We start from the raw sequence: 17,008 nt of genomic DNA on the forward strand, positions 1-17,008 counted from the left end.
CGGATGCAGAGGTTTTGAGGTTATAACGGCATATTGCCGTGCTTCTTGGGCGGATTGCTTTGATTTTTGTTTCGGGCCATCTCCAAGGCGCGGATGAGTTTCCGGCGTGTGTCGCGCGGCATGATGATTTCGTCCACCAGTCCGCGCTCGGCTGCGCGGTAGGGATTGGAGAACTCTTCTTCGTATGCTTCCACAGCCGTCTTTTTCTCCTCCTCCGATGCTTTACGGTAGAGGATGTTGATGGCACCGGATGCCCCCATGACTGCAATTTCGGCTTGCGGCCAGGCAAAGTTCACATCAGCACCGATCATCTTGCTGGCCATGACGATATAGGCTCCGCCATAGGCTTTACGCGTAATCAGCGTGATTTTGGGAACGGTGGCCTCGGCGTAGGCATACACGATTTTGGCACCGTGACGGATGATACCGTCATGTTCTTGTGCCGTACCCGGCAAGAAGCCCGGTACGTCTTCGAACGTCACCAAAGGGATGTTGAAACAGTCGCAGAAACGGATGAAGCGGGCGGCTTTGTCCGAAGCGTCGATGTCGAGCACGCCGGCCAGGAATGCCGGTTGGTTGGCGATGATGCCGACGGTTTGTCCTCCGAGGCGGGCGAAACCGATGACGATGTTCTTGGCAAAATGCGGCATCACTTCAAAGAAATATTGGTTGTCCACGACCGGTTCGATAACGTCTTTGATGTCGTATGGTTGGTTCGGATCTTCCGGAATCACCGTCTGCAAACTTTCCACACGGCGGTTCGCGTCGTCGCTGCAAGGCACGATCGGCGCGTCCTCCATGTTGTTGGACGGCAGGAAACTGAGCAGTTCGCGGAGTTGCATCAGTGTTTCTTCTTCCGTCGGATAGACAAAATGAGCCACGCCGCTCTTGCTGCTGTGCGTGTAAGCTCCTCCCAACTCTTCCTTGTCCACCACTTCATTGGTCACGGCCTTTACCACATCCGGTCCGGTGATGAACATGTGGCTGTTTTCGTTGACCATGAAAATAAAGTCGGTGAGGGCGGGAGAGTAGCAGGCACCTCCGGCACACGGGCCGAGGATGGCCGTGAGCTGGGGAATCACGCCGGAGGCCATCGTATTCTGGTAGAATATGGAAGCGTATCCCGCCAGGCTGGTGATGCCTTCCTGTATGCGGGCGCCTCCCGAATCGTTCAGCCCGATGATGGGTGCGCCGCTCTTCAAGGCCAAAGTCTGCACTTTTACGATTTTGGCTGCGTTGGTCTCGCTCAACGAACCGCCGTGTACGGTGAAGTCGTAAGCGTAAACGAACACCTGCCGTCCGTCTATCTTGCCGTGACCGCACACCACGCCGTCTCCCGGAATCTGTTTCTTGTCCATTCCGAAGCGGGTACAACGGTGGTTCACGAATTTGTCTATTTCGCAGAACGTGTCTTTGTCGAGCAACATGTCGATGCGTTCGCGTGCCGTCATGCGGCCCGAGGCGTGTTGCTTTTCTATCTTGTCCGGTCCGCCACCCTGCGAAGCCCGTTTGTCCAATTCCTCAAACCGGGCATATAGTTCTTCTCTTTTCATGCTTCTTGTATGAGTTCTAATTCTATCAACGTTTGATTGTCTTGTACGGCCTCTCCCTCTGTCACGAGAATGTTTTTCACCCTACAGTCCGAACTGACCTTATAATTGCTTTGCATCTTCATGGCTTCGAGTACGATGGCGATGTCACCTGCCTTCAACTCGTCGCCCGGCTGTACGGGGATGCTGACCACCTTGCCTGGCATGGGAGCCACGATTTTATCCGACTGGCGTTCGTCCGCATGCTTTTTCATGCGGAGGTATTTGGCCTGTGTGTCCACCACGTCCACGTGGTAGGAGCGGTAGAACATGTTCACGTCGTAGCTCTTTCCGCCTTCGCCGCGAATCAGTTCCGCATTATAGGAATTACCGTCGTGCAGGATGGAGCAACTGCCGTTTTCGGCCATGACGATGTCCACCACGCACGGTTTGCCGTCGATGGTGAGTTCCACGCGGTTTCCCTCTTTGTTTACCAATGTCACGTCCGCGACACGGTCTCCTATGTGTATTTCCATAAAATATCCCTTTCCTTATTATATACGTAATACTCCCTTTTGCAGGCCGAACTCGCGCCAACGGCTGATGGGGCGGGAGTCTGTCGTGCGCACGGGGCTGTTCTCTTCCAGATTGAACAGGTAGTCCACGTAGGCGGCTATCATGGCCATGTTTTCTATCTCTTCGTTCTCTCCGTTGCTGCGTTGCAGCGAACGGGAATATTTTGACAGGAATGAAGTGTCGTATTCGCCTTTCACAAAAGCCGGAGCGTACATGATGCGGCGCAGGTAGCTGATGTTGGTTTTCAGTCCCGTGATTTTGAATTCATACAACACACGCCGCATACGTTCGATGGCAAACTGGCGGTTTGTGGCCCATACGATGAGCTTGCCGATCATCGGGTCGTAGTAGAGGGGGATTTCGTAACCTTCGTACACGTAGCTGTCGATACGCACACCGATGCCGTTCGGCTCCGTGAGTTGGCGGATGATGCCGGGGCAGGGGATAAACCCGTTTTCCGTGTCTTCGGCGCAGATACGGCACTCGATGGCGTGTCCGCGTTGGAAGAGATCCTCTTGTTTGAAGCGCAGTGCTTCACCACCTGCCACATGGAGTTGTTCTTTGACGAGGTCTACGCCCACCACTTCTTCCGTGATGGGGTGTTCCACTTGCAGACGGGTGTTCATCTCCAGGAAATAAAAGTGGCGGTATTTGTCCACCAGAAATTCTATGGTACCGGCACCACGGTAGTTCACCGCCCGGGCGGCGGCTACGGCTTTCTCGCCCATCTCCCGGCGGAGTTCCGGCGTGAGGAAAGGCGAAGGGCTTTCTTCCACGATTTTCTGGTTGCGGCGTTGCACGGAGCACTCCCGGTCGAAGAGATGCACCACGTTGCCATAGGCATCCCCAAGTATTTGGAACTCGATATGGTGCGGCTCTTCCACGAATTTCTCCAGATACACCGTGTCGTCCCCGAAAGAAGACATGGATTCCGAGCGGGCCGAGTCGTAAGCCTCTTTCACTTCGTCTTCGCTATGGATGAGGCGCATGCCTTTTCCGCCGCCACCCATGGAGGCTTTCAGCATGACGGGAAAACCTATTTCCTTGCAGATGCGTAAGGCTTCATCAGCGTCTTTCAGCGGTTCGGCAGTGCCCGGAACCACCGGTACTCCGGCCGCCATCATGCGTTGTCGGGCTGCAATCTTGTCTCCCATGGCTTCCATCGTATCGGCTGTCGGGCCGATGAAGATGATGCCTACGGCATCGCAACGGCGGACAAACTCCGCATTCTCGGACAGAAAGCCGTAGCCGGGATGGACGGCATCGGCTTTGCATTTTACGGCCACGTCGATGATACGGTCGATGTTCAGATAACTTTCGTGCGACTCGGCCGCGCCGATGCAGTAAGCTTCGTCGGCATACATCACGTGCCTTGACGTACGGTCGGCCTCAGAAAATACGGCCACGGTACGCAGACCCATTTCGCGGCACGAGCGCATGACCCGTACAGCGATTTCGCCACGATTGGCGATCAAAACTTTTTTAATCATCTTTATTTCATTTATCCTACATGTTCTCCTAACCCACGAGCAAGAACAGTTCTTTAGTGAATGGCAGGTCTTCTGACTCGCCCCCTTTCTGAAACCTTCCCGGCCATGACAAACAAGTGGCCAGTGGTGATGGTGCTTTTTCAGAAAGTTCACGGAGCATCACAGCAGCGGGACTGTCCGGGATTTGCACCCGATTCCCTTTTAATCCGTACGCAAGGACTTGCGCACAGAACCGATTCTTGTGCAAAGGTACGTCTTTTTTCCATTACAGCCTAATGGTTTCAAAAGAAATTAATTCTCCGTAGGACGGAAGATGTCGGGCGGATTTGTGGAGAATGTCTTTTTGTTACTGTATGGGAGGATTTCGGTTCAAAAAGACAGCGTTTTCGTTTTATCTGACAGGCCAAAAACGGGTGAACCGTAGCATACAGTGCATCTTCTTGTATATTTATACGGTATATGCGTTGCTGTTTTGCATATTTTCTGCATATATGCAATTCAATCTCAAGAGAATGACAAATCATTCGGCTGAAAGCGGAAAATCATTCTCTGCATGTCGGTTCGTGTTTCTCTTTCAAATGCCGGAAAAATATCTTTTTTCCGGCAAATTTCCGGCTTGCAAACCACGTGCCGGATTTATTTGGCTGCTTTTTCCGTTCCAAAATCCGGTAACATCGTGCAAGCCGGATGTGTCTTTAAGCTTACGTACCGAGCCACTTCATGCGGCAGGAAAGGCATGAACGGGTGACAGAGGATAAATATTCTTGCGCATGAGTTGTCATTTTGTTATTCCTGACGGGGTGTATGGTTGCGTTATTCTTGCCCGAAGCGTTATCTATGTGCAAATACGCGATTCTCAGGGATGCGAAAATGACATCGTGTCAAAGTGTCAATAGCATGCCGGATTGGGCTTTAATATTTTTTAAGTATAATATAACGTCTTCCGGCAAGTATTTTATAAGGTTCGTTCGTATATATATTATATTCACGTTAAGTTGATAGTATGAATAAAATATTGTATGGCGCGCTGGGAGCCTTCTTCATTTCTTTTCCCATGCAAGCGAAAATACTCGTGTATCCGAGGATAGAAGACAAGGCCGTTGTGGACGACGGCCGTTACAAGGTGTACGTCAGGGAAGCCGGGACGGAAAATGCGTGGCGGGAGTTACAGGTCTTTTCGGTGGAAGTGGACATGGACACCCGGAGCCGGGCGGCCATGGCGCAGTTCGACGCAGACGAGCCGGTGGAGGTGAAGGTCGTCACGCCGGAACAGATGGACGACAACGTAAAAATACGGCCACTCTCGCAAGGTATATCATATAATAAGGTGGGCGGGCACGCCTTGACGTTCCGCTTGGAGCGTCCGGCCAAGTTGAGTGTGGAGTTCGGGGGCGACCGCATGGGCAATCTTCATTTGTTTGCCAATGCGGTGGAGACGGAGACGTATGACGGAACGGAGGGCGAAGGCGTCGTGGTTTGGGACGGCGGTTCGAAAGATATTTTCCGGAAAGATTGCCGTCTGATTTATTTCGGTCCCGGCGTACATAAGCCCAAGGATCTGCCCAACGGCGAGATAGACGTACCGAGCAACTGCACGGTCTATCTGGCACCGGGAGCTTTGGTGAAAGCCAAACTCCGGGTGGACAGGGCGAAGAATGTGCGGATTGTGGGACGCGGGATGCTGTTTCAGCCCTTGCGCGGCGTGGAAATCACCCGTTCGCGCAACGTACACGTGGAAGGCATTACGGTGGTCAACCCCCAGCATTACACCATATTGGGCGGCGAGAGCCGTAAGGTGACGGTCAGGAATGTGAAGAGTTTCTCGTCCCGGGGGTGGAGCGACGGAATAGATTTGATGTGTTGCCACGACTGGTTGGTGGACGATGTGTTTCTTCGTACGAGCGACGACTGTCTGGCATTTTACAACCACCGTTGGTGGTTTTGGGGAGGGACGAGCAACCTGACGGTGCAAAACTCCATTTTGTGGGCCGATGTGGCGCATGCCATTAACGTGGGAGGTCATGGCGACGACCGTTCCCCGAAAGGAGAGACGCTTCGCGGCGTGAGGTTCCGCAACATAGACGTGCTGAACGTGGATGAGGATGACGACAATTACCGTGGAGTGATGGCCGTGTGTGCGGGCGACAAGAACCGGGTGGAGGATGTGTCGTTCGAGGATATCCGGGTGGAAGACTGCGAAGAGGCCCGGCTGATAGACATCCGTGTTATTTTCAATGAGAAATACAACCGTGAGCCTGGCGGTCCGATTCGTAACCTTGTCTTCCGTAATATCCGCTACCAAGGGGAAGGGGGAAAAATGTATCCTATGCGGATAAAAGGATATGACGCAGACAACGACGTGCGCGGCGTACTGTTGGAGAGTGTCACGGTAGACGGAAAGAAACTGACGGGCACGGAAGGGATGGAGATGAACGGGTTCGTTTCCGATGTGGAAGTAAAGTAGGGCGCTTGTCTTTCGTTTTGTTCATGAAAGCGCGGATAGGTTGCTTTTTTGTCATGAGAAGTGTCTTTTTCGGCGTAAATAGCGAAATAAATTGCAAGTATTCGCATTTATTTGTACCTTTGCCCCCTAATAAGGTTTGTAGAGAACGATTGTCATGGAACAGTTGAAACATGAATGCGGTATCGCTATGATACGCTTGCTGAAGCCCTTGGAGTATTATCAGGAAAAGTATGGTACTTGGATGTTCGGCTTGAACAAGCTTTACCTGTTGATGGAGAAACAGCATAACCGCGGACAAGAAGGCGCCGGACTGGCTTGCGTGAAGATGGAGGCGAATCCCGGAGAAGAGTATATGTTCCGTGAACGGGCGTTGGGTACGGGTGCCATTACCGAGATTTTTTCTTCCGTGCAGTTCCGGTTCAGGGATTTGAGCGCGGAACAGCTTGCAGACGCCACGTATGCCAAACGGCAGCTTCCTTTTGCCGGTGAAATTTATATGGGCCACCTTCGGTATTCAACGACCGGAAAGAGTGGCCTTTCTTTTGTCCATCCGTTTCTGAGGCGCAACAACTGGCGGGCGAAAAACCTTGCGTTGTGCGGCAATTTCAATCTGACGAATGTGGATGAGGTATTTGCCGACATTACGGCCAAAGGGCAGCATCCCCGGATTTATTCCGACACTTATATCATGCTGGAGCAAGTGGGGCACAGGCTCGACCGCGAAAGCGAACGCCTTTACGCCGAAGCCGTAGGGCTGGGGCTGTCCGGTATGGACATTACACACTATATCGAGGAGCGTATCGACGTGAACAACGTGTTGCGCACGGCGGCCCCCTTGTGGGACGGCGGTTATGTGGTGTGCGGGGCGACGGGCAGCGGCGAGATGTTTGTCCTGCGCGACCCGTGGGGTATCCGGCCGGCCTTTTGGTATAAAGACGATGAGGTTTTGGTCGTGGCTTCCGAGCGTCCTGTCATCCAGACGGTTTTCGCGTTGGAGACGGAGCAGATACACGAACTCATGCCGGGGCAGGCGGTCAGCGTGCATAAGGACGGAGAGATGCGTCTGGAACAAATCCTGCAACCCAAGGAGGTGAAAGCCTGCTCGTTCGAACGAATCTATTTCAGCCGTGGAAGCGACCGCGATATTTACCTGGAGCGTAAGGCTTTGGGCATGCAGTTGCGCGATGCCATCCTGAAAGCCATTGGCGGGGATTTGGAACATACGGTGTTCTCTTTTATTCCGAACACGGCGGAAGTCGCCTTTTATGGCATGTTGGACGCTTTCAAGGCATATTTGAACCAGACCAAGATTGCCCAGATAGAAGCGTTGGGACATAAGCCCACGCATGAGGAGCTCGAACGTATCCTGAGCCAGTATATCCGTAGTGAGAAAGTGGCTATCAAGGACATCAAACTGCGTACGTTCATTACGGAAGGCAACAGCCGGAACGATTTGGCTGCGCATGTGTATGACATCACTTACGGGAGCGTGAATGCCTACGAGGACAATCTGGTGGTCATCGACGACAGTATCGTGCGCGGGACTACGCTGAAAGAGAGCATCATCCGCATCCTCGACCGCCTGCATCCGAAGAAAATTGTGCTGGTGTCTTCTTCTCCGCAGGTGCGCTATCCCGATTATTACGGTATCGACATGTCCAATATGGACGAATTCATCGCTTTCCGCGCAGCCGTGGAGCTGTTGAAAGAACGGGGCATGGCGCACGTGGTAGGCGAGGTTTATGAACAATGTAAAATGCAGATGGGGTTGCCTAAAGAAGAGATGGCGAACAGTGTGAAAGCCATCTATGCCCCTTTTACGGACGAAGACATTTCACGCAAGATGGTGGAGATGTTGCGTCCGGCAGGAGTCACCACACCCATTGAAATCGTATACCAGACGCTGGAGGGCCTTCATGAGGCCTGCCCGGAGCATTCGGGCGACTGGTATTTCAGTGGCGACTATCCGACACCGGGCGGTGTGAAGCTGGTGAACCGGGCGTTCATCAGTTATTATGAGAATGTGTTTAAGGCAAATAAATAAGATAATAAAGATTGTATTTCTGCAATGAGAAACGTGACACTTATCCTCGACGACGGGAGCCGTTTTCACGGTAAGTCGTTCGGTTATGAAAAACCGGTGGCCGGCGAAGTGGTTTTCAATACGGCCATGATGGGGTATCCGGAGAGTTTGACCGACCCGTCTTATGCCGGGCAGTTGATGACGCTGACCTATCCTTTGGTCGGGAACTACGGCGTGCCGGCTTTTACCATGGAAGAGAATGGCCTGGCCACTTTTATGGAGAGCGACCGGATTTATGCCTCGGCCATTATCGTAAGCGATTATAGTCTGGCCTACAACCATTGGAATGCAAAAGAAAGTCTGGCGGACTGGCTGAAACGGGAACAGGTGCCGGGCATCACGGGAGTGGATACGCGTGAGTTGACGAAAGTGTTGCGCGAGCACGGGGTGATGATGGGTAAAATCGTGTTTGACGACGAACCGGATAACATACCCGAGGCCGATTATAACGGTGTGAACTTCGTGGATAAAGTGTCGTGTAAGGAAATCATCCGCTACAATGAAGGAGACGGGCGGAAGAAAGTTGTGCTGGTGGATTGTGGCGTGAAACACAATATCATACGTTGCCTGCTTCGTCGCGGCGTGGAAGTGATACGCGTGCCTTGGGACTATGATTTCAATACGTTGGAGTTTGACGGCCTTTTCTTGGCCAACGGTCCCGGCGATCCGGACACGTGCGAGGCTGCGGTGGCGAACATCCGCAAGTTCCTTGCTTCTCCTTCGGTGCGCCCCTGCATGGGCATCTGTATGGGCAACCAGCTTTTGAGCAAAGCGGCCGGCGCCCGGATTTATAAATTGAAGTACGGACACCGCAGCCACAATCAGCCGGTGAGGATGGTGGGCACGACCCGTTGTTTCATCACGAGCCAGAATCACGGTTATGCTGTGGATGCGGAAACGCTCGGGGCAGACTGGGAACCCTTGTTCGTCAACATGAACGACGGTTCCAATGAAGGCATACGCCATAAAGTGAATCCTTGGTTTAGCGCGCAGTTCCATCCGGAAGCTTGCAGCGGTCCGGTGGATACGGAGTTCATGTTCGATGATTTTGTTAATTTGCTCAAATAAGAAACAGGTGGTCTATGGAAGATAAAGGAATAAAGAAAGTCTTGTTGTTAGGTTCCGGTGCGCTGAAGATCGGCGAGGCCGGTGAGTTTGATTACTCCGGTTCGCAAGCATTGAAAGCGTTGAAAGAGGAAGGGATAGAGACGGTACTCATCAATCCGAACATCGCCACCGTGCAGACGAGCGAAGGTGTGGCCGACCAGATTTATTTTTTGCCGGTGACTCCGTTCTTTGTGGAGAAAGTCATCCGGAAGGAACGGCCGCAAGGCATCTTGTTGGCGTTTGGAGGACAGACGGCTTTGAATTGCGGTGTAGCCTTATATAAGGAAGGCATTTTGGAGAAATACGGCGTGCAGGTGCTCGGAACTCCGGTACAGGCTATCATCGACACGGAAGACCGTGAATTGTTCGTGAAGAAGCTCGATGAAATCGACGTGAAGACCATCAAGAGCCATGCTTGCGAGAATATGGAAGAAGCCCGCAAGGCGGCTGCCCATCTGGGCTATCCCGTGATTATCCGTGCGGCCTATGCGCTGGGTGGATTGGGCTCCGGATTCTGCGACAATGAGGAAGAACTTAACAAGTTGGCAGAGAAGGCTTTCTCGTTTTCACCTCAAGTGTTGGTGGAGAAGAGCTTGAAAGGATGGAAAGAGATTGAATACGAAGTGGTGCGCGACCGGTATGACAACTGTATCACGGTGTGCAACATGGAAAACTTTGACCCGCTCGGCATTCATACCGGTGAAAGTATCGTGATTGCTCCCTCGCAGACGTTGACCAATTCGGAATACCACAAATTGCGGGCGTTGAGCATCCGCATCATCCGTCACATCGGAATCGTGGGAGAATGTAATGTGCAATATGCTTTCGACCCTGAGTCGGAGGATTACCGTGTCATAGAGGTGAATGCCCGTCTGAGCCGTTCTTCTGCTTTGGCCTCCAAGGCCACGGGGTATCCGTTGGCTTTTGTGGCGGCCAAGTTGGGGTTGGGTTACGGGCTGTTTGAACTGAAAAACTCCGTGACGAAAACAACGTCGGCCTTCTTCGAGCCGGCGTTGGATTATGTGGTGTGCAAGATACCGCGCTGGGATTTGGGTAAGTTCCGGGGTGTGGACCGCGAGTTGGGTTCCTCCATGAAGTCTGTAGGCGAGGTGATGGCCATAGGCCGTACTTTCGAAGAGGCCATCCAGAAAGGCTTGCGCATGATAGGTCAGGGGATGCATGGTTTTGTGGAGAACAAGGAACTGCAAATCGACGACATCGATGCCGCCCTGCACGAACCGACCGACAAGCGTATCTTTATCATCTCCAAGGCCATGCAGCAAGGTTATACGATAGACCGGATTCATGAATTGACGAAGATAGACAAGTGGTTCCTGCAAAAATTGCAGAACATCAAGGATACGTCCAAGGCTTTGCATGCCTGTAAAAGCATCAATGTGATGGACAATGACTTGCTGCGCCGGGCGAAGGTGCAAGGCTTTACGGATTTCCAGATAGCCCGTGCCTTGGGTATGGAAGAGGAAATGGACATCGAAGAGGCTTCGCTGATAGTGCGCCGTCGTCGTTTGTCCGCAGGTATCGTACCGGTTGTGAAGCAAATAGACACGTTGGCTGCCGAGTATCCGGCGCAGACGAACTATTTGTACATGACTTATAGCGGTATAGCCCATGACATTCATTACGAACACGACAAGCGCAGTATTGTGGTTTTGGGTTCGGGTGCCTATCGTATCGGGTCGTCCGTCGAGTTCGACTGGTGCGGTGTGCAGGCGTTGAACACCATCCGTAAAGAAGGTTTCCGTTCGGTGATGATTAACTACAATCCCGAAACGGTATCTACCGACTACGACATGTGCGACCGCCTTTATTTCGACGAACTGACTTTCGAGCGCGTGTTGGATATTCTGGACTTGGAATGTCCGAAAGGGGTTATCGTTTCTACGGGCGGACAAATCCCGAACAACCTGGCCATCCGTTTGGACCAGCAGCGTATTCCTATTCTCGGCACGACGGCCAAGAGCATCGACAATGCGGAAGACCGTGAGAAGTTCTCGGCCATGTTGAACCGTATCGGCGTGGATCAGCCGGAGTGGAGTGCGCTGACCAGCATGGACGATGTAAACGCATTTATAGATAAGGTGGGCTTTCCGGTTCTGGTGCGTCCTTCGTACGTGCTTTCCGGTGCGGCGATGAACGTATGTTCCAACCAGGATGAGTTAGAGCGATTCTTGAAGTTAGCCGCCAATGTGTCTCATAAACACCCTGTTGTCATCAGTAAGTTCTTACAGCATGCCAAAGAGGTGGAGATGGACGCCGTGGCACGTGAGGGAGAAATCGTGGCATACGCCATCAGCGAGCACATCGAGTTTGCCGGCGTGCATTCGGGAGATGCCACTATCCAGTTCCCTGCACAGAAACTGTATGTGGAGACGGTGCGCCGCATCAAGAAGATTTCCGGGCAAATAGCCCGCGAGTTGAAAATCAGCGGCCCGTTCAATATCCAGTTCTTGGCCAAGGACAACGACATCAAGGTCATTGAATGCAACCTGCGCGCTTCGCGGAGTTTCCCGTTCGTGAGCAAGGTGCTTAAGATCAATATGATTGAACTGGCCACGAAAGTCATGCTGGGATTGCCCGTGGAGAAACCGAACAAGAGTCTGTTCGATTTCGATTATGTGGGTATCAAGGCCAGTCAGTTCTCGTTCAACCGCTTGCAGAAGGCCGACCCCGTACTGGGAGTCGATATGGCATCGACCGGAGAAGTCGGTTGTTTGGGCGACGATTCGGGAACCGCTTTGCTTACGGCCATGCTTTCGGTAGGGCATCGTATTCCGAAGAAGAACATTCTTTTGTCTACCGGTGGTGCTAAACAGAAAGCCGACATGCTGGAAGCAGCCCGTACTTTAAAGGAGCATGGTTATGAACTTTATGCTACGGGAGGGACCAGTCGCTATCTGACGGAGAACGGTGTGGCGAATCATCTGGTGTATTGGCCGAGCGAAGAGGGGACGCCTCAAGCGCTTACCATGCTGCATAATCGGGAGATAGACATGGTAGTCAATATCCCGAAAGATTTGACGGTAAGCGAATTGAGTAACGGTTACAAGATTCGCCGTGCTGCGGTGGATTTGAACATTCCTTTGATTACGAACTCCCGTTTGGCAAGTGCCTTTATCCAGGCTTTCTGCCATATTGATATGGATGATCTGCCCATAAAGAGCTGGTCTGAATATAAGTAAACACTACACAATCATACCATACCATGAATTTTGAAATTGTTTATGTCTTAATCTGTCTGGCCGCTATGGTCGTAGCACTTATCTACGACCGTATGCGTCCGGGCATGATACTTTTTTCTGTCGTCATCCTGTTTTTCTGCGCGGGAATACTTACGCCCAAGGAAGTGTTGGAAGGTTTCTCGAACAAAGGCATGATTACGGTAGCTCTTTTGTTTCTGGTCAGTGAGGGAATACGTAAGAGCGGAGTGTTGGAACGTTTGATTTTTGCCATGTTGCCGCAAAAGAAGTCTACGGTGGCAGGGGCTAATGTACGCGTTCTGCCGGTCATTGCTTTCATTTCGGCTTTTCTGAACAACACGCCGGTGGTGGTTATTTTTGCGCCTATCATCAAGAACTGGGCGAGACGGATGAAACTGCCACCTGCAAAGTTTTTGATTCCTCTTTCGTATGCCACTATCCTTGGCGGTATTTGTACGTTGATAGGAACTTCTACGAATCTGGTGGTGGACGGAATGATACAAGATGCAGGTTTTAAAGGCTTTTCCATCTTCGAGTTGGGGCAGGTCGGGGTGATTATAGCCATTGCGGGCATCATCTATTTGGTTTGTTTTGCCAAACGTTTATTGCCCGACCGAACCCTGAAAGATGACGACATAGAAGAAAGTAGCGACTCGGGCGATGTTGTGCGCGTGGAGGCCGTGTTGGGAGCACGTTTCCCCGGAAACGGAAAAACGTTGCGCGAATTTGATTTTCACCGTCACTATGGAGCCACGGTAAAGAGTCTGCATCGTAATGGTGAACGTCTCCAAGGGGATTGGATGAATGTACGTCTGTCGGAGAATGATACGTTGATTCTGGATGCAGACGGCACCTTTATTCCAACATGGGGAGACAGCCGTGTGTTTTTGATGTTGTCGGTGTTGGATGCGGAACCCGAAATGGGAAAGAAAAAGAAATATCTGGCCATGATTCTGTTGTTGGTGATGATTATCGGGGCAACGGTAGGCGAGCTTCCGGTCGTGGAGCAGGCCCTTCCCGGACTGAAGTTGGATATGTTTTTCTTTGTTTGCGTCACGACGGTGATTATGGCTTGGACGGGAATGTTTAATCCTAAGAAATATACGAAGTTCATTTCATGGGACGTGTTGATTACTATCGCCTGTGCTTTTGCTATCAGTAAGGCGATGAGTAATTCCGGTTTTGCAGCTTTCATTGCCGAATATATAATAGGTATGACCGATGCTCTCGGACCGTATGCTTTGCTGGCCGTGATTTTTATTATCACGAACTTGTTTACGGAGTTGATAACGAATAATGCGGCGGCGGCCCTGTCCTTTCCTATAGCTTTGGAGGTGGCCAATCACTTGGGTGTGAGTCCGACTCCGTTTTTTGTAGTGATTTGTATGGCTGCATCGGCTTCGTTCTCTACACCTATCGGTTATCAGACCAATCTGATTGTACAAGGTATCGGAGGCTATAAATTTACCGATTTCGTTAAAATAGGCTTGCCTTTGAACATAATTGTGTTTGTGTTATCTGTATTTTTAATACCTTTGTTCTGGAATTTTTAAAAGAGAAGTAAGCAGTTTATGGGAGAGGCGACAAATATCTATCCGATATACGAAAAAATGATGACCCGTTCGGACAAGGAACAACTTCTTGGACAACGTGGGGTGATGGTCTGGTTCACCGGCTTATCCGGTTCCGGGAAAAGTACGGTGGCACTCGGTGTAGAACGGGAGTTGCATAAGCGTGGTATCTTGTGCCGCATTTTGGACGGTGATAATATTCGTAGCGGTATCAATAAGAATTTAGGTTTCTCGGCCGACGACCGGAAAGAGAATATCCGTCGTATTGCTGAAATCGGAAAATTATTCGTAGATACGGGAGTGGTGACGCTTTCTGCCTTTATCAGTCCCACGAACGAATCCCGTCGCATGGCTTCCGGGATTATCGGGGCGGACGATTTTAAGGAAGTCTATGTGTCCACACCGTTGGAAGTTTGCGAGCAACGCGACGTAAAGGGTTTGTATGCTCGTGCACGTCGGGGAGAAATTAAGGATTTTACAGGGGTCAGTGCCCCCTTCGAGGTGCCGGAACATCCGGCTCTGACGCTGGATACTTCCGTTCTGACGTTGGAAGAATCGGTTAATAAAGTGTTGGAACTTATATTGAACAATAAATAAATCACAATATTATGTCTGAATATAAATTGAGTCATTTGCAGGAGTTGGAGGCAGAGTCCATTCACATTATCCGTGAGGTGGCGGCCGAGTTTGAGAATCCTGTAATGCTTTACTCCATAGGAAAGGATTCGTCCGTGATGGTTCGTTTGGCTGAGAAGGCTTTTGCCCCGGGAAAGGTTCCTTTCCCTTTGATGCACATCGACTCCAAGTGGAAGTTTAAGGAGATGATACAATTTCGCGATGAGTACGCCAAGAAATACGGTTGGAACCTGATAGTGGAATCCAATATGGAAGCGTTTCGGGCAGGGGTAGGCCCCTTTACACACGGCAGTAAGGTGCATACGGATTTGATGAAGACCAAGGCTTTGCTGGATGCTCTGGCCAAGTATAAGTTTGACGCGGCTTTTGGTGGAGCGCGTCGCGATGAAGAGAAAAGCCGTGCAAAGGAACGTATCTTTTCGTTTCGTGACCAGTTCCAGCAGTGGGATCCTAAGAACCAGCGCCCGGAGTTATGGGACATTTATAACGCCCGTATCCACAAAGGAGAGAGTATTCGGGTGTTTCCATTGAGTAATTGGACCGAATTGGACATCTGGCAGTACATCCGTTTGGAAAGCATTCCTATCGTCCCGCTGTATTATGCCAAGGAACGTCCGGTAGTGAACATCGATGGGCAACTGATTATGCCGGACGACGACCGTTTGCCGGAAAAATACCGCGACAGGATTGAGATGAAAAAGATTCGTTTCCGTACGTTGGGCTGTTGGCCGCTGACCGGTGCCATCGAAAGCGAAGCCGACACGATAGAGAAGATTGTGGAGGAAATGATGACTACCACCAAGAGCGAGCGTACGACCCGTGTGATAGACTTCGACCAGGAGGCGTCCATGGAACAGAAAAAGCGTGAAGGGTATTTTTAATTCAGGAGGGTATTATATGGCTACATTAAATATAAAGGAGTTTTTAGACCAAGACGAGAAAAAAGATTTGTTGCGCCTGTTGACGGCCGGTTCGGTGGATGACGGAAAATCCACATTGATAGGCCGGCTTTTGTTCGACAGCAAGAAACTGTATGAAGATCAGTTGCAGGCTTTGGAGCGTGACAGCAAACGTGTGGGGAATGCCGGCGACCATATAGATTATGCTTTGTTGCTCGACGGTTTGAAAGCGGAGCGCGAAGAAGGCATCACCATAGACGTGGCTTATCGTTATTTCTCGACGAACCAACGCAAATTTATCATTGCCGACACTCCGGGACATGAACAATACACCCGCAACATGATTACCGGCGGTTCCACGGCTAATTTAGCCATTATATTGGTGGATGCCCGTACGGGAGTCATCACGCAGACCCGTCGTCATACATTTCTTGTTTCTTTGTTGGGAATCAAACATATCGCGTTGGCCGTCAACAAGATGGACTTGGTGGATTTCGACGAAAACGTGTTCGATGCCATTGTAGCGGAATACAAGGCTTTGACGGATAAATTAGGTATAGAGGATGTGACCTGTTTTCCCCTTTCCGCTTTGGATGGTGACAATGTGGTGGAAAAGTCTGAGCGTACGCCTTGGTATGAAGGCACCAGTCTGTTGGACTTTTTGGAGACCGTACCTATTCATACCGACCGAAACATGACGGATTTCCGTTATCCTGTGCAGTACGTGTTGCGCCCTAACCTCGACTTCCGTGGGTTCTGTGGGAAGATAGCTTCCGGTGTGGTACGGGAAGGAGATGAAATTATGGCTCTTCCGTCGCGTAAGAAGTCGCATGTGAAACGTATTGTGACGTATGACGGAGATTTGAAAGAGGCTTTTTGCCCGCAATGTGTGACGTTGACGTTGGAGGATGAGATAGACATTTCACGCGGTGAAATGTTAGTACATCCCGACAATGTGCCGGAAGTAGGGCGCTATTTCGAGACGATGCTCGTATGGATGGATGAAGAACCGATGGATCGTAACAAGCATTTTTATCTGAAGCATAATACGAATACGACCCGTGCCACGGTAGGTGAGATTTGTTATCAGGTAGATGTGAATACGATGGAGCAGCGTCCGGCGGACGGTTTTCGTTTGAATGAAATTGGGAAAGTGCATATCACGACGGCAAAACCCATATTTTTCGATGCCTATCAGAAGAACCGTGCGACCGGTTCCTTCATATTGATAGATCCGATTACGAACAACACGAGTGCAGTGGGCATGATTATCGGTCCGGTGGATGCCAAGGAGAATGACGTTGAGCGCCTTCCGGAGTTGAACCTGCCCAAATTGGGTATCGGAAAAGAGCATTACGAAGCCATAGAGAAAGCCGTCAAAGATTTGGGACGCCAAGGTCTCGCGATAGAAATCATTAAAGAATAACCTTAATTA

Annotated in this window: 11 protein-coding genes and 1 riboswitch; of the genes, 8 read left to right on the plus strand and 3 right to left on the minus strand. The window is 50.9% G+C overall.

The features are described from left to right. Positions 1-20: 20 nt before the first annotated feature. The 3 genes from HMPREF9441_RS13395 to accC are packed head-to-tail and all read right to left on the minus strand — an operon-like array spanning position 21 to position 3,595. Positions 21-1,553 carry an acyl-CoA carboxylase subunit beta gene (locus HMPREF9441_RS13395; RefSeq protein WP_008622139.1) on the minus strand — a complete coding sequence of 511 codons (1,533 nt, stop codon included), beginning with the start codon at positions 1,551-1,553 and terminating at the stop codon, positions 21-23. Then, positions 1,550-2,065 carry an acyl-CoA carboxylase biotin carboxyl carrier protein subunit gene (locus tag HMPREF9441_RS13400; protein ID WP_008622141.1) on the minus strand — a complete coding sequence of 172 codons (516 nt, stop codon included), beginning with the start codon at positions 2,063-2,065 and terminating at the stop codon, positions 1,550-1,552. The genes HMPREF9441_RS13395 and HMPREF9441_RS13400 overlap by 4 nt, the downstream gene beginning before the upstream one ends. An 18-nt stretch (positions 2,066-2,083) precedes the next feature. Beyond that, positions 2,084-3,595, minus strand: a complete 1,512-nt coding sequence (gene accC / locus HMPREF9441_RS13405; RefSeq protein ID WP_008622142.1) for an acetyl-CoA carboxylase biotin carboxylase subunit — start codon at positions 3,593-3,595, stop codon at positions 2,084-2,086. Positions 3,596-3,640: 45 nt separating this feature from the next. Continuing rightward, a riboswitch (cobalamin riboswitch) is annotated at positions 3,641-3,847 on the minus strand. Positions 3,848-4,598: 751 nt separating this feature from the next. Here accC and HMPREF9441_RS13420 point away from each other — a divergent pair. From HMPREF9441_RS13420 to cysN, 8 genes are all read left to right on the plus strand, one after another. Further along, the gene (locus tag HMPREF9441_RS13420; protein WP_008622144.1) at positions 4,599-6,059 is read left to right on the plus strand and encodes a glycosyl hydrolase family 28 protein; all 1,461 of its coding nucleotides are present in this window, start codon (positions 4,599-4,601) and stop codon (positions 6,057-6,059) included. 154 nt (positions 6,060-6,213) lie between these two features. Then, positions 6,214-8,103 carry an amidophosphoribosyltransferase gene (locus HMPREF9441_RS13425; RefSeq protein WP_008622145.1) on the plus strand — a complete coding sequence of 630 codons (1,890 nt, stop codon included), beginning with the start codon at positions 6,214-6,216 and terminating at the stop codon, positions 8,101-8,103. Positions 8,104-8,127: 24 nt separating this feature from the next. Beyond that, the gene (gene carA / locus HMPREF9441_RS13430; RefSeq protein WP_008622146.1) at positions 8,128-9,210 is read left to right on the plus strand and encodes a glutamine-hydrolyzing carbamoyl-phosphate synthase small subunit; all 1,083 of its coding nucleotides are present in this window, start codon (positions 8,128-8,130) and stop codon (positions 9,208-9,210) included. Between the two features lie 14 nt (positions 9,211-9,224). Next, complete coding sequence (gene carB, locus HMPREF9441_RS13435; protein WP_008622148.1) at positions 9,225-12,449, plus strand: carbamoyl-phosphate synthase (glutamine-hydrolyzing) large subunit; 3,225 nt, start codon at positions 9,225-9,227, stop codon at positions 12,447-12,449. Between the two features lie 23 nt (positions 12,450-12,472). Then, positions 12,473-14,020 (plus strand): SLC13 family permease, encoded by a 1,548-nt coding sequence (locus HMPREF9441_RS13440; protein ID WP_008622150.1) that lies wholly within the window; start codon positions 12,473-12,475, stop codon positions 14,018-14,020. A gap of 18 nt (positions 14,021-14,038) precedes the next feature. Next, complete coding sequence (gene cysC, locus HMPREF9441_RS13445) at positions 14,039-14,635, plus strand: adenylyl-sulfate kinase (protein WP_008622152.1); 597 nt, start codon at positions 14,039-14,041, stop codon at positions 14,633-14,635. Positions 14,636-14,643: 8 nt separating this feature from the next. Then, positions 14,644-15,555, plus strand: a complete 912-nt coding sequence (cysD, locus tag HMPREF9441_RS13450; RefSeq protein ID WP_172634973.1) for a sulfate adenylyltransferase subunit CysD — start codon at positions 14,644-14,646, stop codon at positions 15,553-15,555. Positions 15,556-15,571: 16 nt separating this feature from the next. After that, the gene (gene cysN, locus HMPREF9441_RS13455) at positions 15,572-16,999 is read left to right on the plus strand and encodes a sulfate adenylyltransferase subunit CysN (protein WP_008622156.1); all 1,428 of its coding nucleotides are present in this window, start codon (positions 15,572-15,574) and stop codon (positions 16,997-16,999) included. The last annotated feature ends 9 nt before the right edge of the window (positions 17,000-17,008 follow it).

It is taken from the genome of Paraprevotella clara YIT 11840 (assembly GCF_000233955.1).
Taxonomy (GTDB): Bacteria; Bacteroidota; Bacteroidia; order Bacteroidales; family Bacteroidaceae; genus Paraprevotella; species Paraprevotella clara.